Origin of the sequence: Streptomyces griseorubiginosus, assembly GCF_036345115.1 — a bacterium.
GTDB classification, from domain to species: domain Bacteria; phylum Actinomycetota; class Actinomycetes; order Streptomycetales; family Streptomycetaceae; genus Streptomyces; species Streptomyces griseorubiginosus_C.
In genome coordinates, this window is sequence record NZ_CP107766.1 from 199,755 (window position 1) to 217,724 (window position 17,970).

Below are 17,970 nucleotides of genomic sequence, written 5' to 3' on the forward strand. Positions count from 1 at the left end.
ATTCAACTGAATGTCCGCCGCCCGGACGCTAACACTTCATGCAAACCACGACAATGTTTCGGCCAGATCTCCTGGATGTGTAAACCCCGCGGCCGCCTACTCCCCGAAGGGCCGGAAGTCCTCGTCCTGCCACCAGGGGTAGACGTCCGGCATGTCCTTGCTGACCCGGCCGGGGAAGGCGGGCGGCCTCTTGGCCAGGAACGACTCGACTCCCTCGACCGGGTCCGGGCCGCCGCCTATCTGGCTCATGATGCGGGAGTCGAGCCGGTGCGCGGTCATGGGGTGGGGCTCGCCCAGCATCCGCCACATCATCTGGCGGGCCAGGGCGACCGAGATCGCCGAGGTGGTCCCGGCGATCTCCCGGGCGAGTTCGTACGCCGCCGGCAGCAGGTCCTCCGGCGAGTGGACGGAGCGGACCAGACCGGCCTCCAGCGCCTCGTCGGGACCGAAGAGGCGGCCCGTCGCCACCCACTCCATGGCCCGCTGCATGCCGACCGCCCGGGGCAGGAACCAGCTCGCCGCCGACTCCGGCACGATGCCGCGGCGCGCGAAGACGAAGCCGAACTTCGCCGTCGTCGATGCCAGCCGGATGTCCATCGGCAGGGTCATGCTCGCCCCGACGCCCGCCGCCGGGCCGTTGATCGCCGCGATGACCGGTTTGGTGCTGGAGAAGATCCGCAGCGCGACCCGGCCGCCGGTGTCCCGGTGCCAGGCGCCCGCCCTGCGGTGGTCGAAGGACGAGCCGCCGGAGCTGACGTCGGCGCCCGCGCAGAAGCCACGGCCGGCGCCCGTCACCACGACCACCCGCACCTCGTCGTCCGCGTCGGCCGCGTCCAGCACGTCGAGCAGGTCCTGCATCATCTGCGGGTTGAAGGCGTTGAGCCGCTCGGGCCGGTCGAGGGTGACGGTGAGGATCCGGTCCGCCGTCTCGGCCCGCACGGTCTCGTACTCCTGCTGCGCCATGCGTGTCCTCCGTCGCTCCACGAGCCCGTTTCCAGAAAGCTTAATTAGTTATAGCATTCAACTCTAACGAAAGATCCTGGACGGGCGTTCCTGGACGTCGGTCCGGGACGAGCGAGTCCGAACGAGGGCGGTGGACATGACGGATCTGGTGGTGACGGCCGTCGGGCCGGTCCGGCTGATCGAGCTGAACCGGCCCGAGCAGCGGAACGCGATGAGCGACGAACTGCACACCGGCCTGGCGTCGGTGTGGGACGAGGTCGCCGCCGACCCGGAAGCCCGGGTGATCGTGCTCACCGGGCGCGGCCCGGCCTTCAGCGCCGGCGGAAACCTCGACACCATGACCCGGGTCCAGCGCGACAATGCCTTCCGGGAGCGGCAGGTCGACGAGGCTCGCGGGATCATCACGGGCCTGGTCCGCTGCCCCCTGCCCGTGATCGCGGCGGTCAACGGCCCGGCCGTCGGCCTCGGTTGCAGCCTGGCCCTGCTGAGCGACCTCGTGCTGATCGCCGACGACACCTATCTCGCCGATCCGCACGTCCAGGTCGGCCTCGTAGCGGGCGACGGCGGCGCGTACGTCCTGCCGCTGCTCGTGGGCCTGACCCGCGCGAAGGAACTCCTGTTCCTGGGCGAGCGGGTGAGCGCCGAGGACGCCGTGCGGCTGGGCATCGCCAACCGTGCCGTGCCCAGGGACAAGCTGATGGACGAGGCCATGGACCTGGCCGGGCGGCTGGCGGCCCTGCCCGCGCAGGCGCTGCGCGAGACCAAGCGCGCGGTCAACCGGCATCTGGAGCAGGCCCTCGACACCGTGATGGAACCGGCCCTGCTCGCCGAGCGGGACACCATGCACGCACCGGACCACATCGCGGCGGTCGAGCGGATGATCGCGGCGCGCGGTCGCCGCTGAGCCCCCAGAGCCTTACAGGCGCAGAGGCGCAGAGCCGCAGCCGCAGCCGCAGCCGCAGCCGCAGCCGGAAAGGAGTACCCGCATGGACTTCGCGTTCAGCGAGGAGCAGGAGGAACTCGGGCGCACGGTGAGGGCGTTCCTCGCGGACACCTCGCCCGAGACCGAGGTACGGCGCCTCATGGAGACCCCGGAGGGGTTCGACCGTGCGCTGTGGCGCCGTATGGGCACGGAGCTGGGCCTTCAGGGACTGGCCGTGCCCGAGGAGTACGGCGGCGCCGGGTGCGGGCCGGTCGAGGTGGGCGTGGTCATGGAGGAGGCGGGCCGTGCGCTGCTGTGCGCGCCCTTGCTGTCCTCGGCCGTCCTCGCGACCACCACGCTGCTCCGCTGCGCCGACGAGGAGGCCCGCAAGCGGCTGTTGCCGGGCCTGGCTTCCGGGGAGCTGGTCGGGACACTGGCCCTGACCGAGGACTCCGCGCGCTGGGACGCGGCGGGCGTGCGGCTCACCGCCCGTGCGTCCGCCGGGAGTTGGCTGCTGACCGGGCACAAGACGTTCGTCCTGGACGGCGCGGCCGCCGATGTCGTCCTCACCGTGGCCCGGGCCGACGACGGGATCGGCGTCTTCCTGGTGGACGGTGACGCACCCGGGCTGACGCGTGAGCCGCTGCCCACGCTGGACCCGACCCGCAGACAGGCGCGCCTCGACTACGCCGACGTACCGGCGATCCGGCTGCGGACGCACGGTGACGGCTGGGACCTGGTCGCACAGGTCCTGGACCGGGCCGCCGTCGCGCTGGCCGCCGAGCAGGTCGGGGTGGCCTCCCGCGCGCTGGAGACGGCGGTGGAGTACGCCAAGGTGCGGCACCAGTTCGGGCGGCCCATCGGGTCCTTCCAGGCCGTCAAGCACCTGCTGGCCGACGTCCTGCTGGAGGTCGAGTCGGCACGGGCCGCCGCGCACTACGGGCTGCTCGCGGCCTCGGACGAGGCGCCGGACCTGCCCGCCGTGGCGAGCCTGGCCAAGGCGTTCTGCTCCGACGCGTGTCTGCAGGCGACCGAGGAGAACATCCAGGTCCACGGCGGCATCGGCTTCACCTGGGAACACCCGGCCCACCTCTATCTGAAGCGGGCCAAGACATCGCAGTTGCTGTTCGGCGACCCCGCGTACCATCGCGAACTGCTCGCACAGCGCATCGGCATGGAAGCAGTCGGAGGAGCGGCATGAAGGTCGACGGCAAGCTCAACGTGTGGAGCACCGCGGAGGTCGTGGAGGAGGCCAGGCACCACGAGAAGGTGGGCTACGACGGCCTGTGGGCCTCGGAGTCCAAGCACGACCCCTTCCTGCCGCTGACGCTGGCCGCCGAGCACACCGACCGCCTCGAGGTGGGCACCGCCATCGCGGTGGCCTTCGCCCGCTCCCCCATGCAACTCGCGTACACCGCGCACGACTTGCAGACGTATGCCGGCGGGCGGTTCTCGCTCGGCCTCGGCAGCCAGATCAAACCGCACATCGAGCGGCGTTTCGCCATGCCGTGGAGCCGGCCGGCGGCCCGGATGCGGGAGTACGTGAGCGCGCTGCACGCCATCTGGGCCGCCTGGAACGAGGGCGAACGGCTCAACTTCCGCGGGGACTTCTACTCGCACACGCTGATGTCGCCGTTCTTCTCTCCCCCGCCCGCGACCGGAGGGGCGCCCAAGGTCTTCGTGGCCGCTGTCGGGTCGGCGATGACGCGGGTGGCCGGCGAGGTGGCCGACGGGCTGCTCGCGCACGGCTTCACCACGGAGCGCTATCTGCGCGAGGTCACGCTGCCGACCGTCGAGGCCGGGCTGGCCGCGTCGGGCCGTACGCGCTCCGATTTCTCCGTCTCCCACCTGCTGCTGACAGCGACCGGCCGCACCGAGGAGGAGATGGCCCGCGCGATCGACGGCACCCGCGGGCAGATCGCCTTCTACGGCAGCACGCCCGCCTACCGGGGCGTCCTGGAGCTGCACGGCTGGGGCGAACTCGGCGACGAACTGCACGCGTTGTCGACGTCCCGGCGCGAGGACAAGTGGGAGGCGATGACCCGGCTCGTCGACGACGAGGTGCTCCACACCTTCGCCGTGGTCGCGGAGCCGGAGCGGGTCGCGGGCGAGATCCGGCGCCGGTACGGGGCGCTGGTCGACCGGGTGTCCTTCTACACCGCGTACGAGATCGACGCCGAGGTGTGGGAGCCGATCGTGGCGGAGCTCCGCGAGAGCTGAGCAGTGGCAGAGCCGGCCGGTCAGCCGAGCAGGTCCAGGACGGTGGTCATGGACCTGCTCCGCAGCAGATAGTCCTCGGCCTCCTGGAGATGGACCCGCCACAGTTCCTCCGCGGCCTCGGCGCTGCGCGCGGCGACCAGGTCGACGAGCGCGCGGTGGGCGCGGAAACCCCGCCGGTTGGCCCGGATGTTCTCGGGGCTGCCGGCGTCGAGGTCGACATGGGACCAGTTCGCCTGGTCGATGATGTGCCGGACCATGCCGTTGAGGACGCCGAGGGTCTCGTTGCCCGCCAGTTCGACGACGAGCGCGTGGAACTCCATGTGGGCGCGGATGAAGGCCGACGGGTCGTCCATGAGCCCCTCGGCCTCGTCAACGGCGTCCCGCAGCCGCCGCAGGTCCTCGTCCGTGCGCCGCTCCGCCAGCAGACCGGCGCACGGCGCCTCGATGACCGTACGGGCGTCGTACACGTCCTTCAGGGTCGTCCCCCGGTACTCCAGCACCACGCCCGCGTACCGGGCCGCCACCGTGCCCTCCGGGACCTGCACCCGCGCCCCGCCCCGGGCGCCCCGGCGCACGGTGATCAGCGACTCGGACTCCAGCACCCGGAACGCCTCGCGCAGGGTGGGGCGGGACACGGCGAACTCCTCCATGAGGGCCGTCTCGGACGGCAGCGCGTCGCCCTCGGCGAGTTCGCCGCGCACGATCATCCGGCGCAGCCGTGCGGCCACCAGCTCGGCCATCTTGGGGACCCGCACCTGGACGCCGCCCAGCCCGCCTCCGCCCCGCCTTCCGGTCTCACTCATCGCGGGACCACCTCCGTCCGGCCGGCAGGCGCGCAGCGCGGCGCGTACCGGTGGCCCCACTCTACAACTAGATAACTATTTCAACTAGGTTATCGAGTTCGTCCGGATGAGATGGTCGGCCAGGGACAGCAGCAGGTCGCGGCCGACCGACCGTTCCCGCATGTCGCCCATCATCAGCGGGACTTCGGGGTCGAGGTCGAGCGCCTCGCGGACCTCGCCCTCGTCCCGGTCCCGGCGGCCGTGGAAGCAGTTGACGCCCACCACGAAGGGGATGCGCCGGCTCTCGAAGAAGTCGATGGAGGCGAAGCTGCTCTCCAGTCTGCGGGTGTCGGCGAGGACGACCGCGCCCAGGGCGCCGTGCACGAGGTCGTTCCACATGAACCAGAAGCGCTCCTGCCCGGGCGTGCCGAAGAGGTAGACCACCAGCCGGGGGCTGACCATGATGCGGCCGAAGTCCATGGCGACGGTGGTCGTGGTCTTGCGCTCGACACCCTCGACGTCGTCGACGCCGACACTGGCCACGGTGAGGTACTCCTCGGTGCGCAGCGGAGCCACCTCGCTGACCGCGCCGACGAGGGTCGTCTTGCCGACGCCGAAGCCGCCGGCCACGAGGATCTTGACGGCCGCGGGAGCGGCGCCGACGGTGCGTGAGGTGAAGTCAGAGTCTACGGAGACCATCTCTCACCGCCCTGAGCAGGTTCATGTCCACGGCGCTTCCTGCCGCTACTGCGAGCGGCGGACGGGTGGTCGCCCTGCCCAGGGCGACCAGGTCGTCGATCAGTATCTTGGCCACCGAGATCGGCAGGTCCAGGCCGGCGGCGATCTCGGCCACCGCCGCCGGCGTACGGCACTGCCGCAGGATGGCGCGGTGTTCGGGTTGCAGACCGCGCGAGGAGCGGCCCGCGACCTCCGGTTCGACGGTCGTGACGAGGGTGATCAGGGTGAGGTCGTCACGGCCCGGGGCAGTGCGGCCCTGGGTGATCGTGTAGGGCCGCACGGACTGGGCGTCCGCGTCGTCCGGCTCCAGGCCGTCCGTCCAGTGGCTCACTCACGTACACCGCCCTCGAGGGTGGGCAGGACGACGCGTGCCTCCGCGCCGAGGCGCTGGCCGACCTGCTGCATGAGCGTGTGCATGGCGACGGCCATGAGTTCCGCGTCCACCTCCTGGGAGGCCACGACCGCCAGGTGGGTGCCGCGGCCGGCGGCCGAGATGAACAGCCACAGGTCGGCCAGCTCGACGATGACCTGGTGGACCGGCCCCCCGTCGAAGAGCGTGCCGACCCCGCGGGCCAGGCTCTGCTGACCGGTGGCCACGGCGGCGAGGCGCTCCGCGTCGCCCCGGGCGATGGTGCTGGACTGGCTCACCACCAGGCCGTCGTCGGACAGCACGATGGCGTGCCGGGTGCCCGGGACCTGTTCGACCAGGCCGTCCAGCAGCCAGTCGAGGTCCTGAAATGTGGCGGTCGTGCGCAGCGTCATGGTCAGTCTTCCGTCGGGGAACTTCTGCGGGTCGGCAGGGCGTCGGCGGGGCCGCGGTCTGCCGTGGGGGTCGTACGCCGGGCCATCCGGGACTGGCGTTGGAAGGCGCCGATGGTGGCGCCGGAGCGGGCCGGGGTGGGCCGAGGCCCGGCCTCCCGCTCGTCCGAGGAGGGCCGTACGGCCGCGTCGGGGTCACGCAGTTCGTCGGCGAGGCTGGCCTGGCGCACGCGTTTGGGCAGCGGTCGTATCACGTCCGGGCCGGCGGTCCGGGCTGGTGCGCCGAGGGCGGCCGGTGCCTGATGACCCGGCGTCATCGAATGCGGTGCCGGATGGTCCGGCCTCGTCGAATGCCCTGGTGCCGGATGGTCCGGCGTCGAGTGGACCGGGGTGGGGTGGGCCGGCGTGGGCTGGGCCGATGCCGCATGGACCGGTGCCGGGCCGAACGGCTGGGACGGGAGGCGTCGGCGCGGTGGGGTGACCGGGTCCGCACCGTCACCCGGGGCCGGACCGTCGCCCGGGCCCGGCGCACGGAACTGACGCGGTACGGGACGGGGCCGCCCTGAGCCGTTCTGCAGCCTCTCCCGCAGCGCGGCCGCGCCGGGCGGTGCACCGGTCGTGGCCGGCCGTCGGACACGCGGTTCCGGGCCCTGGACCGCCGCGACCGGAGCCGACTCGACGTCCGACGTCACAGGATCGGGCACGGGCGCCGGCGCGGGCGGCCAGGAGCTCACGATCTCCTCGACGGGCGCGGAGTCGTCGATGACGACCAGTTCGTCCGGGATGAGGACGACCACCCGCGTCCCGCCGAACGCCGAGGGCCGCAGCTCCACCTGGATGCCGAGCCCCTGCGCGAGCCGGGCGACGACGTACAGGCCGAGCCTCACGTCGTCGGCCCGCGACATCACGTCCATGCGGGGCGGGTCGGCCATCATCCGGTTGACCGCCTCGTACTGCTCGGCGTCCATGCCCACTCCGCGGTCCTCGATCTCCACCGCGAGACCCCGGCCGACCTGGGCGGCGTACACCTCCACGGGAGTCGGCGGCCGGGAGAAGCCGACCGCGTTCTCCATCAGCTCGGCCAGGACGTGGATGACGAGGCCGACGGCGCGCTCGGAGAGCCAGACGCGGCCCTGCACCTCGATCTGGATCCGCCGGTAGTCCTGCACCTCGCTCTGTGCGGACCGCAGCACGTCCAGCACCAACACCGGTTTGCGCCAGCGCCGTTGGGGCTGACCGCCGCCGAGGATGACGAGGTTCTCCTCGTAGCGGCGCAGGCGGGCGGTGAGGTGGTCGAGGTCGAAGAGGTCTTCCAGGACCTCGGGGTCCTCGTGCTTGCGCTCCAGTTCGCTGAGCTTCTTCATCTGGAGGCCGATGAGCAGCTGGGTGCGGCGGGCGATGCGCTGGAGGAGCTTCTCGAAGCCGTGGAGCTGGCCCACCTGGGTCACCGTGGTGTCGAGGGCGGTGTGGCGGGCGAGGTTGAGGGCCCGGCCCAGCTGTCCGAGCTCGTCTCCGCCGTGCTGGATCGCCGGGAGTTCGGCGTCCTGGTCGACGACCTCGCCCCGGCGCAGGCGGGCCACCACGTCCGGCAGCCGGGTCTGCAGGTCCAGGGCGGCGGTGCGCAGGGCGGAGATCCTGCGGCGCAGCATGCGGGTGAACAGGGCGGTGATCAGGGCGACCACGAGCACGGCTACGGCGTTGGTGACGCTCGTGACGATCAGCCGGGTCTCCATCGACCGCAACTGCTTGTCGGTGGCGTCCGTGAGGGTCTTCGCGTAGGAGGCGTTTCGCTCCTGGAGTTGTGCGTAGACCTGCTGGACGCTGTCGCGCCAGTTCCGCCCGAGGTCCTTGGAGAAGCGGTCCGTGTCGCCGCCGGTGGCGGAGCCCGCCAGCACGGCCTGTTCGACGGCGGTCTTCTTCTTCCAGGCGCTGCCCGCCATGAGCTTGCGGAACTGCCGCGCCTCGTCGTCCGAGAGCAGCGGCACGACCTTGTCGTCGTAGATGAACTGCTGGGCGCCGATCCAGGCGGCGAGCTGTGCCCGCTCGTCACCGGTGAGTTTGCCGCTCACCGAGGCGCGGGTGAGCAGCGCGTCCTCGCGCGAGATCATCTCGGCGCCCCAGTCCTCGTCGATGACCGGGCGCACCAGGTGGTCGATGCCGGGCAGGCCGACGGTGCTGAGCGTGTTGAACACCTTCAGGTGCCGGGAGATCAGACCCGTGTAGTCGTCGAACGTCCGCTGCGGCGAGGCGGTTCGCCCGTCGACGCCGTCGCGGTAGCCGGCCAGGCTCCGCAGAGCTCTGCCCAGGTCGACGACGTCGCCGCGGATGTCGGCCGGCGCGTTCCACCCGCTGTCGGGCAACGCCTCTACGGCTTTGACGGCCGCGTCGGTGCGGGCCCGCTGGGCGCTCAGCTGCTTCCGGTACGCAGCGGGGTCGGCCAGAGTCGCCTCGCTCAGCCGTCGTTCCTCCTGGAGGCTGAAGAAGGCGCCCAGCACCGGCCGGGCGGCCTGCGTGGACACGTCGTTGCGGTCCTGCTGGCGTCGCCAGTCGGTGTAGAGCTGTGCGGAGTCGACCGCCCACAGCGCCACCAGGGTCACGATGGGCACCAGGGCCAGCACGAGCAGGACCGTCCGCAGGGCCGGCTGGCGTCCGGCTCGGGGTTCCCGTCGGCCCTGTCTCTTCGACGCTCGGGCATGCACTGCCACTTCAGGACCTCAGCGATGCTCACAGGGGCGGGCCGCCCCAGTGGGGCCCGCACGATGCGGGAGATGCTATCGCTGGAAACCGCTAACTCAATACACTTAGAGTAATCGGTGTTTAAATTGTGGTGAGGTAGTGAGCGGCGCGAGGGGCCGTTCAGCTCTCCGGTACGAAGTACGGCAGCGTGATCTCGTCGGTGAGGGCGCGGAAGTCCACCCGGACGCGCAGCCCGATGAGCACGTGGTCGGGGTCGCCCGCGTCCACGTGCGTGAGCAGGGTGCCCCCGTCGTCCAGGTCGACGACGGCCAGCGCGAAGGGCGCGTCGAAGCCGGGGCCGGGTGCCCGGTGCACGACGGTCACCGAGTAGACGGTCCCGCGGCCCGCACTCGGCGCGTACCGCCACTCCCGTGACAGACAGCCGGGGCAGGCCGGTTCGGGGGCGAAGAAGCGCAGGCCGCAGGCCGGGCACTGCGGCACGACGAGCTCCCCGCGCCGGGCGGCCTCCCAGAACGGCCGGGACAGCTCGGTGGGGACGGGGGCGGGCCGGTTCATCGCGTCCTCCCCAGCACGCTCATCTCGTAGTGCTGCGCGCCGGAGCCGGCGTTGCCCACGACGGCCAGTTCCGCGCCCTCGACCTGATGCACCGCCGTGCCGCGCAACTGCCGTACGGCTTCGACGACTTTGAGCGTCATCTGCTGGGTGCCGTTCCACGCGTAGGACAGACAGCCGCCGTCCGGGTTGACGGGGTACTTGCCGCCGACGGCGATGGCCCCGCTCGCGGCCAGCGGACCGCCCTCGCCCTCCCCGCACAGTCCGAGGATCTCCAACTGCCGGATGATCTCGAAGGAGTTGGGGTCGTAGAGCGAGAACACGTCCACGTCGTGCGGGCTCACACCGGCCATGGCGTACGCGCGGTTCGCGGCGTCGCGGCCGAGTCCGCCGACCTCCCGGTGCAGGGCCGGGTTGGCGTACGCGGCCTGGTGGTACTCCATGCCGCCACCGAGCACGGCGACGGGCGGGTGCGGCAGGTCCCGGGCCCGCTCGGCGGTGGTCACGACGAGCGCGGCGCCGCCCTCGCCGACGATGCAGCAGTCCAGCAGGTGGAAGGGGGTGGCCACCATGCGGGAGGCGAGCACGTCCTCGGCGGTGTACGGGCCGCGCCCGTACATCATCGCCTCCGGGTTGGTGGTGCCGTTGTTGCGGATGGTGGCGGCGACCTCCGCGAGCTGGCGCGAAGTCGTGCCGTACTCGTGCATGTGCCGTGCCGCCACCAGCGCGAACTGGGCGACGACATAGCTGCCCCACACATCGGCGAACTCCAGCGCCACCCCGGCCCCGACGGGCCCCGTCCCGCGCGAGACCAGCTTGCAGCCGCCGACGACGACGGTGTCCGCGAACCCGGCACGGATCGCCGCCGCCGCTTTCAGCAGGCCCCGCGAGCCGGCGTTGTCGAGCATGGAGTCGCTCGTCCAGCGCAGGTCCCGGCCGAACAGGCGGGCCCAGGAGCTGCCCTCGCCGGGCACGCCGCCCGGGCCGGGCCAGTCGACCTGGGCTCCGTCGACGTCGGCGGGTGTCAGCCCGGCGTCCGCGACGGCGCCGGTCACCGCTTCCAGCGCGAGGTCCATGGCGTCCCGGTCCGGGAGGGACAGCGCCTGTTCGGTGGCGTACACACCGACGACGACCGGCAGGCGGCGGTCCGCGGGGTTCATCGTCCCGCGCCGAGCGTGTCGCCGCCCGGGTAACCGCCCCCGCCGAAGCGCTCGTCGAGCACCTCGTAGTCCTTGGCGTAGTCCTTCGTGCGGGGCAGGGCGTCGACGAACTCCACCGTCTTCGGTTTCTTGTACGAGGCGATCCGCGCCCGGCAGTGCTCGATGACGTCCGCCGCCGTGACGTCTCCCGCGTCCTGGTGGAGCACGACGACCGCCTTGACGTCCTGCGCCCAGCGCTCGTTGGGGACGCCGATCACGGCGGCCTCCTTCACCGCGGGGTGCGCCTCGATACAGTTCTCGACCTCGGCCGGGAAGATGTTCTCGGCCGCCGACTTGAGCATCCGGGTGGTCGTGCCGAGGAAGCTGATCGTGCCGTCGGCCTCGCGCCGGCCGAGGTCGGTGGTGTGCCACCAGCCGAAACGGAAGCGCTCCTCGTTGATCTCGGGCCGGTTCCAGTAGCCGAGGTGCACGAGGTCACCGCGGACGCAGATCTCACCGGCCACCCCGGTCGCGCACTCCTCGCCGGCGCTGTCGAGGACGCGTACGGCGGTGAAGGGGCCGGGGCGTCCCGCGTTGCCGGTGCCCGTGCCGCCGTAGGCGCCGGTCACGGCGAAGCCGGTCACCTCGGTCTGCCCGTAGCCGCGGCCCTCACCGCCGCCGTTGCGGGTGAAGCGGCTGGTGTCGGTGGGCACGGTGCCCTGCCACAGGGGGGCGGCGACGCTCGCCCGCAGGTGGGAGAGGTCGTGGCCGGCCTCGCGGTTCAGGGCGACGAGTTGCGCGATGGTCGGCGGCATCAGATAGGCGTGGGTGCACTTCTCCGCCGCGAGCAGCGGTAGCAGTTCCTCGGCGACCACGCGGCGCACGATGACGTTCTTGCCGCCGTGGACGAAGGCCGGTACGCCCCAGAACTGGTAGTTGCCGATGTGGAACATCGGCCCCGCGCCGAGGAAGGCGGCCTCCGCGCCGATGTCCCCCATCCAGGCGGAACTGGCGCCCATGGCCAGCAGGTTGCGGTGCGAGAGCATCGAGCCGGACTGCCGTCCGGAGATCGCCGCGGTGTAGATGACCAGCAGCGCGGAGTCCGGGTCGACGTCCACCGCCGGGTCCTCGGGTGCACCGGAAGCCAGGAAGGACTCGTAGGAGTCGGGCCCGTCGGTGTCGTGGCGCAGCCACAACGCCCGGTGGTCGGTGCCCAGTTCGGCCCGTGCCTTGGCGACGGTGTCGCCGATCTCCTCGTCCTGCCAGACGATGACCCTGGGGTCGAAGTCCTCGACGGCGAAGGCCATTTCGGGAGCGGCCCAGCGCCAGTAGCCGGGGCAGACCATGGCGCCGGTCTTCGCCGCGGCGCCCAGCAGCTCCCAGATGCGGAAGGAGTTCTGGCCCAGCCACAGGATGCGGTCACCGGGGCCGACGCCCGCGTCGGTGAGGGCGTTGGCGAGGCGGTTGGTGCGCTCGTCGAGCTGGGGCCAGGTCAGCCGGGTGTCGCCGTCGACGAGGGCGACGCCGTCCGGGTAGGACCTGCGGTGTTCGCGGATGAGGTCGCCGAACGTCAGGCGGCGGGCGGGATTCACGGTGGATGACTCCTGTGGGATCTCGTCAGACGCGGCCGACGCCGACGCCCTTGACGTGGATGAACTCCTCCAGTCCGGCCCTGCCGCCTTCCCGTCCGAACCCGCTGATGCCGACGCCCCCGAAAGGTGTGGCAGGTGAGGTGATCGGGTTCGGGCCGGGGTTCACGTAGACCGTCCCGGCCTTCAGGCGCGGCACCAGACGGTTCACGCGGGCTATGTCGCGGGACTGGATGTAGGCGGACAGGCCGTACTCGGTGTCGTTGGCGAGGGCGACGGCCTCCTCCTCCGTGTCGAACGGGGTGAGGGCGAGGACCGGGCCGAAGATCTCCCGCTGGGCGAGGTCGCTCTTGTTGTCGACGTCGGCGAAGACGGTCGGGGGGACGAAGCAGCCGTCGGAGTCGATGCGTTCACCGCCGAACACGAGCCGTCCCGCGCCGCGCTCGACCGCCTTGTCGATGACGTCCTGGACGCGGTCGCGGGCGGCACTGTTGATCAGCGGCCCGATGTAGGTCGTCGGGTCGAGCGGATCGCCGACCGGCAGGTGGGCGACGACCCCGGTGACCCGGGCGACCACCTCGTCGTAGATCGGGCGCTCGACCAGCAGGCGGGTGGGCAGCGCGCAGCCCTGGCCGGTGTTGCTCATGGCGAAGGCCGCGCAGTACGGCACGACGGTGTCCAGGTCGGTGTCGGCGAAGAGCAGGTTGGCGGACTTGCCGCCCAGCTCGAACAGGACGGGCTTGAGGCTCTGGGCCGCGGACGCCATGATGCGGCGCGCGGTGGCCGGACCGCCCGTGAAGGAGATCTTGTCGACCCCGGGGTGGGTCACCAGGGCCTCGCCCGCGTCGCCGAGTCCGGTGACGACGTTGATCACGCCGTCGGGGATGCCCGCCTCGCGGGCCAGGTCGGCGAAGAGCAGGGCGGAGAACGGCGTGGACTCGGCCGGCTTGATGACCACGGTGTTCCCCGCGGCGAGCGAGGGCGGGACCTTCATCGCCAGGGAGAGCGCGGGAGAGTTCCAGGTGATGATGTGGCCGATGACGCCGTACGGCTCGGCGAGGGTGTACTCGACGTTCTCGTGCGGGCTGTAGGCGGCCCCGACCATGCCCTCGATCTTGTCGGCCCAGCCCGCGTAGTACTCGGTCCACTCGGCGACGTGCGGTCCGACGTTCTCCGCCCAGCCGCCGATGCAGACGCCGTTCTCCAGCGGACAGATGGCCGCGAAGTCCTGGATGTGCTCGCGCAGGAGCTGCGCGAAGCGGGTGAGCAGTCGGCGGCGCTCGGCGGGCCGCATGGGCCCCCACACCTCGAAGGCCTGCCGGGCGGCGGCCACGGCCCGGTCCACCTCGGCGGGCCCGGCGAGCGGGACGAGGGCCTGGACGAGTCCGGTGGCGGGGTTGACGTGCTCGTACAGCCCGCCGCTGGTGTCGTGCAGGTCCTTGCCGCCGATCACGAGCCGGGGGCGGGGCAGGTCCTGCTCGGCCCGTTCCTGGTGCAGCTTCACATCGACCGTGACCACGGTGCCTCCTGGAGCCCGCCACCCTGACTTGCGTACAGCTTAAATAGATAACCTATTTAGCCGAACCAATCAATAACCAGCGCAGTTCTCGCGAGGCTCACAGCCCCAGCGACCGCCCGACGATCTCCTGCATGATCTCCGAGGTGCCGCCGAACACCCGCTGGACGCGGCTGTCGCGCCAGATGCGGGCGATCTCGTACTCGTTGATGTAGCCGTAGCCCCCGAAGAGCTGCATGCAGCGGTCGATGACCTCCCAGCCGGTCTCCGTGGTCCAGTACTTGGCGGCGGCGGCCTCCTCGGCCGTCAGCTCGCCCTGGACCAGGGCCATGATGCAGCCGTCCAGGAAGACCCTGGCCACGCCGAGCTTGGCCTTGATGTCGGCGAGCGCGAACCTGTTCGCCTGGAACTGCCCGATGGGCCGGCCGAAGGCGGTGCGGTCCTTGGCGTACTCCAGCGCGAAGCCGAAGGCGCGCTCGGCCGAGGCGAGCGCGGCCACCGCGATGGCGAGCCGCTCGGTGGGGAGGTTGCCCATCATGTGGTAGAAACCGCGCCCTTCCTGCCCGAGGAGGTTCTCGGCGGGCACCCGCACCTCACGGAAGAAGAGTTCGGCGGTGTCCTGGGCCTTCATGCCGACCTTGTCGAGCTTGCGTCCGCGCTCGAAGCCCTCGGCGCCGCGTTCCACGACGAGCAGGCTGATGCCCTTGTGCCCGGCGTCCGGATCGGTCTTGCAGGCGACGACGACCAGGTCGGCGAGGATGCCGTTGGTGATGAAGGTCTTGGAGCCGTCGATCACCCACTCGTCGCCGTCGCGGCGGGCGGTGGTGCGGATGCCCTTGAGGTCGGATCCGGCGGCGGGCTCGGACAGCGCGAGCGCGCAGATCGTCTCGCCCGCGATCACTCCGGGGAGCCAGCGGGCCTTCTGTTCGGGAGTGGTGAGGTTCATGAGGTAGGGCGGGAGGACGTCGTTCTGCAGGCCGAGCCCGATGCCGACCGCGCCGGTGGCGGCCATCTCCTCGGCCATGATCGCGTTGTAGCGGAAGTCCCGGATGCCCTGACCGCCGTACTCCTCCGGGAACTCCCAGCCGATGAGCCCGGCCTTGCCCGCCGCCGCCCACGCGGCCCGGCCGACCTGCCCGTCACGCTCCCACTCCTCGGTGTGCGGGACGCATTCCCGCAGGTAGTAGGAGCGGGCGGTCTCCCGGAACAGCTCGTGCTCCTCGGTGAAGATCGTACGGCGCATGCTCGGCTCCACTCCCGCATCTCACGCACTCGGCATCTCGCTTATTTAGCTGAAGTAGTTATACGATAGCGCTGTTTCTGGACCCAGGCGAGGGAGGGCGCGTGAGCGTACGGGACAAGGTGGCGCTCGTCACCGGGGCGGGACGGGGCATCGGCGAGGCGATCGCCGACACACTGGCCGCCCAGGGCGCCTCGGTCGCCGTCTGCGACGTGGACGCCCAGGCAGCGGCCAAGGTCGCGGCCGGGCTCACGGAGCGGCACGGGGTACCCGCCACGGGGGTCGGCGCCGACATCTCCGACAGCGCGGCCGTGCGTGCGGCGGTGCGGCGGGTGACGACCGAACTCGGCCCGGTGGACGTGCTGGTGAACAACGCGGCCATCGATGTCATCGGCCGGTTCGTCGACAGCGACGAGGAGACCTGGGACCGGATCATCGCCGTCAACCTGCGGGGCACGATCACCATGACCCGGGCGGTGCTCGACTCGATGATCGAGCGCGGCGGCGGCCGGATCGTGCACATCGCCTCGGACGCCGGCCGGGTCGGCTCCTCCGGTGAGGTCGTGTACTCCGCGACGAAGGGCGGTGTCATCGCCTTCGGCAAGGCCCTCGCCCGCGAGGTCGCCCGGCACGCCATCACCGTGAACACCGTCTGCCCCGGACCGACCGACACGGCGCTGCTCGGCCAGGTCGCCGACTTCAGCCAGAAGATGTACGACGCGACCGTGCGGGCCATCCCGCTGCGCCGCGTCGCCCAGCCCGCGGAGATCGCCGGTGTGGTGTCCTTCCTCGCGTCCGACGACGCCGCCTACATGACCGGGCAGACGCTCTCGGTCAGCGGCGGCCTGACGATGGTCTGAGGTGAGCGCCGTGCTGCGTGTCGAACTCCGCGACAGGATCGCCGTGTTGACCCTTGACCGGCCGGAACGGCTCAACGCCGTCGGCTCCGAGACGGTGGACCGGCTCACCCGGGCACTGGACGACCTACGCGACAACGACGACGTACGCGCCCTGATCGTGGCCGGCGCGGGCCGGGCCTTCTCGGCCGGTGCCGACCTGGGCGAGATCGAGTCGTTCACCTCCGCCGGGCAGTTCCGGGCCTTCGTGGGGCGGCTGACGCAGGCGTACGCACTGCTGGAGGACTTCCCCAAGCCGTCCGTCGCCGCGGTTCACGGGTTCGCGTTCGGCGGTGGACTGGAGCTGGCGCTCGCCTGTGACCTGCGGGTCGTGGAGCGCGGCGCCAGGCTGGGCCTGCCCGAGATGAAGCTCGGCGTCCTGCCCGGAGCGGGCGGGACCCAGCGGCTCCCGCGCCTGATGCCGCCCGCGATCGCCAAGCAGATGATCCTCACCGGCGAACCGATCGACGCGGAGCGCGCCTGGCAGCTCGGGCTCGTCAACGAGCTGGCCGAACCCGGCTGGGCGCTCGCCACCGCCGAGAAGCTGGCCGGCGGACTGACGGCCGGGGCGCCGCTCGCCCTCGCGGCGGGCAAGCGGCTGGTCGACTACGGGCTCGGCATGGACCTGGAGGCGGCGATCGCGTACGAGCGCGAGACCGTCGCGGTGCTGTTCACCACCGAGGACCGGGCCGAGGGACTCAAGGCCTTCCGCGAGCGCCGCCCGGGCGAGTTCCGCGGCGTGTAGGCGTTTCTACGTATCTGGAGGTGGGCCGTGCGGCCACTGGAAGGCATTTCCGTCGTCGAGCTGGGCATGTGGGTGGCCGCTCCGGCAGCGGCCACCATGCTCGCCGACTGGGGAGCGGACGTCGTGAAGGTGGAGGCACCGACCGGCGACCCCAACCGGTACACGCTCAAGCACGTCGGCCAGGACATCGACAGCGCGCCCCCGTTCGAGACCGACAACCGCGGCAAGCGCGGGATCGTCCTCGACCTGCGCTCGCCGGACGGCAAGGACGTTCTGGAGCGGCTCCTTGAACGCGCCGACGTCTTCGTCACCAACCTCCGCCCGGGCGCGCTGGAGCGGCTGGGGCTGGACCCGGACGAGCTGCGGGAGCGACACCCCCGGCTGGTCGTCGGCACGCTGACGGGTTACGGCTGGACGGGTGCCGAGCGCGACCGCGCCGGATACGACGTCTCCGCCTTCTGGGCGCGGCCCGGCATCGCCGGCATGCTCAACCCGGCCGGGGAGCCGCCGCCCGGTATCCGACCCGGGCTCGGCGACCGCACCGCCGCCGCCAACCTGGTGGCCGGTGTGCTGGCCGCGCTGCTCCGGCGCGAACGCACCGGGGAGGGCGGCGTCGTCGACGTCTCCCTGCTGCGGTCCGGGACGTACGCCAACGGCAACGACCTCGCCCTGCAGAACTTCTTCGGCAAGCGCGGCCGTACCCGTCACCGCAGCGAGCACGAGTCCCCGCTCTACAACTGCTACCGGGCCGCGGACGACCGCTGGTTCTGGCTGGTCGGCCTGGAGGGCAACCGGCACTGGCCGGGCGTGGTCAAGGCGCTCGGCCGCGAGGACCTCCTTGACGACGAGCGGTTCGCGACCGGCAAGGCACGGCGCGGCCACGTACGCGAACTGATCGCCGCTTTCGACGAGGAGTTCGCGCGCCGGCCGCTGGACGAGTGGGCGGCACGGTTCGACGCCGAGGGCGTCTGGTGGGCGCCCGTGCAGACCCTGGCGGAGGTGTCCGCCGATCCGCAGGCGGAGGCCGTGGGGGCGTTCGTCGAGCAGCCCGGGATGGGCGACGCGCCGCCGCTGAGGACCGTGGCGACGCCGGTGCGCTTCTGGGGCGTGGACGAGAAACCCCGCACCGGCGCGCCGACGCTCGGTGAGCACACCGACGACGTGCTGCGCGAACTCAACTGACCTGACACATCTGCTGCTTTGGAGGTACGG

The 17,970-nt window shown here is 71.6% G+C and carries 17 protein-coding genes; 6 read left to right on the plus strand and 11 right to left on the minus strand.

The genetic code is table 11. The features are described from left to right. Window positions 1–96: 96 nt before the first annotated feature. Complete coding sequence (locus OHN19_RS00930; protein WP_330262213.1) at window positions 97–963, minus strand: crotonase/enoyl-CoA hydratase family protein; 867 nt, start codon at window positions 961–963, stop codon at window positions 97–99. Window positions 964–1,099: 136 nt separating this feature from the next. Between OHN19_RS00930 and OHN19_RS00935 the strand changes: the two genes are divergently transcribed. From OHN19_RS00935 to OHN19_RS00945, 3 genes are all read left to right on the plus strand, one after another. Beyond that, entirely contained in the window at window positions 1,100–1,867 is a 768-nt protein-coding gene (locus tag OHN19_RS00935) for an enoyl-CoA hydratase/isomerase family protein (protein WP_330262214.1), read from the plus strand. 82 nt (window positions 1,868–1,949) lie between these two features. Then, the gene (locus OHN19_RS00940; protein ID WP_330262215.1) at window positions 1,950–3,086 is read left to right on the plus strand and encodes an acyl-CoA dehydrogenase family protein; all 1,137 of its coding nucleotides are present in this window, start codon (window positions 1,950–1,952) and stop codon (window positions 3,084–3,086) included. Next, a complete protein-coding gene (locus tag OHN19_RS00945; RefSeq protein WP_330262216.1) occupies window positions 3,083–4,105 on the plus strand; it encodes an LLM class F420-dependent oxidoreductase in 1,023 nt (340 codons plus the stop codon). The genes OHN19_RS00940 and OHN19_RS00945 overlap by 4 nt, the downstream gene beginning before the upstream one ends. A gap of 20 nt (window positions 4,106–4,125) precedes the next feature. Here the strand turns inward: OHN19_RS00945 and OHN19_RS00950 are convergent, their stop codons facing one another. From OHN19_RS00950 to OHN19_RS00995, 10 genes are all read right to left on the minus strand, one after another. Continuing rightward, window positions 4,126–4,908 carry a FadR/GntR family transcriptional regulator gene (locus OHN19_RS00950; protein ID WP_330262217.1) on the minus strand — a complete coding sequence of 261 codons (783 nt, stop codon included), beginning with the start codon at window positions 4,906–4,908 and terminating at the stop codon, window positions 4,126–4,128. Between the two features lie 84 nt (window positions 4,909–4,992). Beyond that, window positions 4,993–5,586 carry a GTP-binding protein gene (locus OHN19_RS00955; RefSeq protein WP_330262218.1) on the minus strand — a complete coding sequence of 198 codons (594 nt, stop codon included), beginning with the start codon at window positions 5,584–5,586 and terminating at the stop codon, window positions 4,993–4,995. Next, window positions 5,567–5,956 carry a DUF742 domain-containing protein gene (locus tag OHN19_RS00960; protein ID WP_391192154.1) on the minus strand — a complete coding sequence of 130 codons (390 nt, stop codon included), beginning with the start codon at window positions 5,954–5,956 and terminating at the stop codon, window positions 5,567–5,569. The genes OHN19_RS00955 and OHN19_RS00960 overlap by 20 nt, the downstream gene beginning before the upstream one ends. Further along, a complete protein-coding gene (locus OHN19_RS00965) occupies window positions 5,953–6,387 on the minus strand; it encodes a roadblock/LC7 domain-containing protein (protein WP_330262219.1) in 435 nt (144 codons plus the stop codon). Before OHN19_RS00965 ends, OHN19_RS00960 begins: the two co-directional genes overlap by 4 nt. A 2-nt stretch (window positions 6,388–6,389) precedes the next feature. Beyond that, window positions 6,390–9,089: a nitrate- and nitrite sensing domain-containing protein gene (locus OHN19_RS00970; RefSeq protein ID WP_330262220.1), complete on the minus strand. Its 2,700-nt coding sequence runs from the start codon at window positions 9,087–9,089 to the stop codon at window positions 6,390–6,392. A 151-nt stretch (window positions 9,090–9,240) separates the two neighbouring features. Continuing rightward, the gene (locus OHN19_RS00975; protein WP_330262221.1) at window positions 9,241–9,636 is read right to left on the minus strand and encodes a Zn-ribbon domain-containing OB-fold protein; all 396 of its coding nucleotides are present in this window, start codon (window positions 9,634–9,636) and stop codon (window positions 9,241–9,243) included. Beyond that, window positions 9,633–10,793, minus strand: coding sequence for a thiolase family protein (locus tag OHN19_RS00980; protein ID WP_330262222.1), 1,161 nt, complete (start codon window positions 10,791–10,793; stop codon window positions 9,633–9,635). Before OHN19_RS00980 ends, OHN19_RS00975 begins: the two co-directional genes overlap by 4 nt. Beyond that, window positions 10,790–12,364 (minus strand): AMP-binding protein, encoded by a 1,575-nt coding sequence (locus tag OHN19_RS00985; RefSeq protein WP_330262223.1) that lies wholly within the window; start codon window positions 12,362–12,364, stop codon window positions 10,790–10,792. The genes OHN19_RS00980 and OHN19_RS00985 overlap by 4 nt, the downstream gene beginning before the upstream one ends. Before the next feature lie 25 nt (window positions 12,365–12,389). Then, window positions 12,390–13,880, minus strand: a complete 1,491-nt coding sequence (locus OHN19_RS00990) for an aldehyde dehydrogenase family protein (RefSeq protein ID WP_330262224.1) — start codon at window positions 13,878–13,880, stop codon at window positions 12,390–12,392. A gap of 97 nt (window positions 13,881–13,977) precedes the next feature. Beyond that, complete coding sequence (locus OHN19_RS00995) at window positions 13,978–15,120, minus strand: acyl-CoA dehydrogenase family protein (RefSeq protein WP_330262225.1); 1,143 nt, start codon at window positions 15,118–15,120, stop codon at window positions 13,978–13,980. A 101-nt stretch (window positions 15,121–15,221) separates the two neighbouring features. Here OHN19_RS00995 and OHN19_RS01000 point away from each other — a divergent pair, with 101 nt between their 5' ends. The 3 genes from OHN19_RS01000 to OHN19_RS01010 are packed head-to-tail and all read left to right on the plus strand — an operon-like array spanning window position 15,222 to window position 17,940. Next, window positions 15,222–15,977 (plus strand): 3-oxoacyl-ACP reductase family protein, encoded by a 756-nt coding sequence (locus OHN19_RS01000; protein ID WP_330262226.1) that lies wholly within the window; start codon window positions 15,222–15,224, stop codon window positions 15,975–15,977. Between the two features lies 1 nt (window position 15,978). Then, window positions 15,979–16,758 carry an enoyl-CoA hydratase/isomerase family protein gene (locus OHN19_RS01005; RefSeq protein WP_330262227.1) on the plus strand — a complete coding sequence of 260 codons (780 nt, stop codon included), beginning with the start codon at window positions 15,979–15,981 and terminating at the stop codon, window positions 16,756–16,758. 27 nt (window positions 16,759–16,785) lie between these two features. After that, window positions 16,786–17,940 carry a CoA transferase gene (locus OHN19_RS01010; protein WP_330262228.1) on the plus strand — a complete coding sequence of 385 codons (1,155 nt, stop codon included), beginning with the start codon at window positions 16,786–16,788 and terminating at the stop codon, window positions 17,938–17,940. The last annotated feature ends 30 nt before the right edge of the window (window positions 17,941–17,970 follow it).

Coding starts and splice junctions, on each gene's coding strand:
- OHN19_RS00930 (WP_330262213.1), bottom strand. CDS start 963: ATGGCGCAGCAGGAGTACGAGACCGTGCGGGCCGAGACGGCGGACCGG.
- OHN19_RS00935 (WP_330262214.1), top strand. CDS start 1,100: ATGACGGATCTGGTGGTGACGGCCGTCGGGCCGGTCCGGCTGATCGAG.
- OHN19_RS00940 (WP_330262215.1), top strand. CDS start 1,950: ATGGACTTCGCGTTCAGCGAGGAGCAGGAGGAACTCGGGCGCACGGTG.
- OHN19_RS00945 (WP_330262216.1), top strand. CDS start 3,083: ATGAAGGTCGACGGCAAGCTCAACGTGTGGAGCACCGCGGAGGTCGTG.
- OHN19_RS00950 (WP_330262217.1), bottom strand. CDS start 4,908: ATGAGTGAGACCGGAAGGCGGGGCGGAGGCGGGCTGGGCGGCGTCCAG.
- OHN19_RS00955 (WP_330262218.1), bottom strand. CDS start 5,586: ATGGTCTCCGTAGACTCTGACTTCACCTCACGCACCGTCGGCGCCGCT.
- OHN19_RS00965 (WP_330262219.1), bottom strand. CDS start 6,387: ATGACGCTGCGCACGACCGCCACATTTCAGGACCTCGACTGGCTGCTG.
- OHN19_RS00975 (WP_330262221.1), bottom strand. CDS start 9,636: ATGAACCGGCCCGCCCCCGTCCCCACCGAGCTGTCCCGGCCGTTCTGG.
- OHN19_RS00980 (WP_330262222.1), bottom strand. CDS start 10,793: ATGAACCCCGCGGACCGCCGCCTGCCGGTCGTCGTCGGTGTGTACGCC.
- OHN19_RS00995 (WP_330262225.1), bottom strand. CDS start 15,120: ATGCGCCGTACGATCTTCACCGAGGAGCACGAGCTGTTCCGGGAGACC.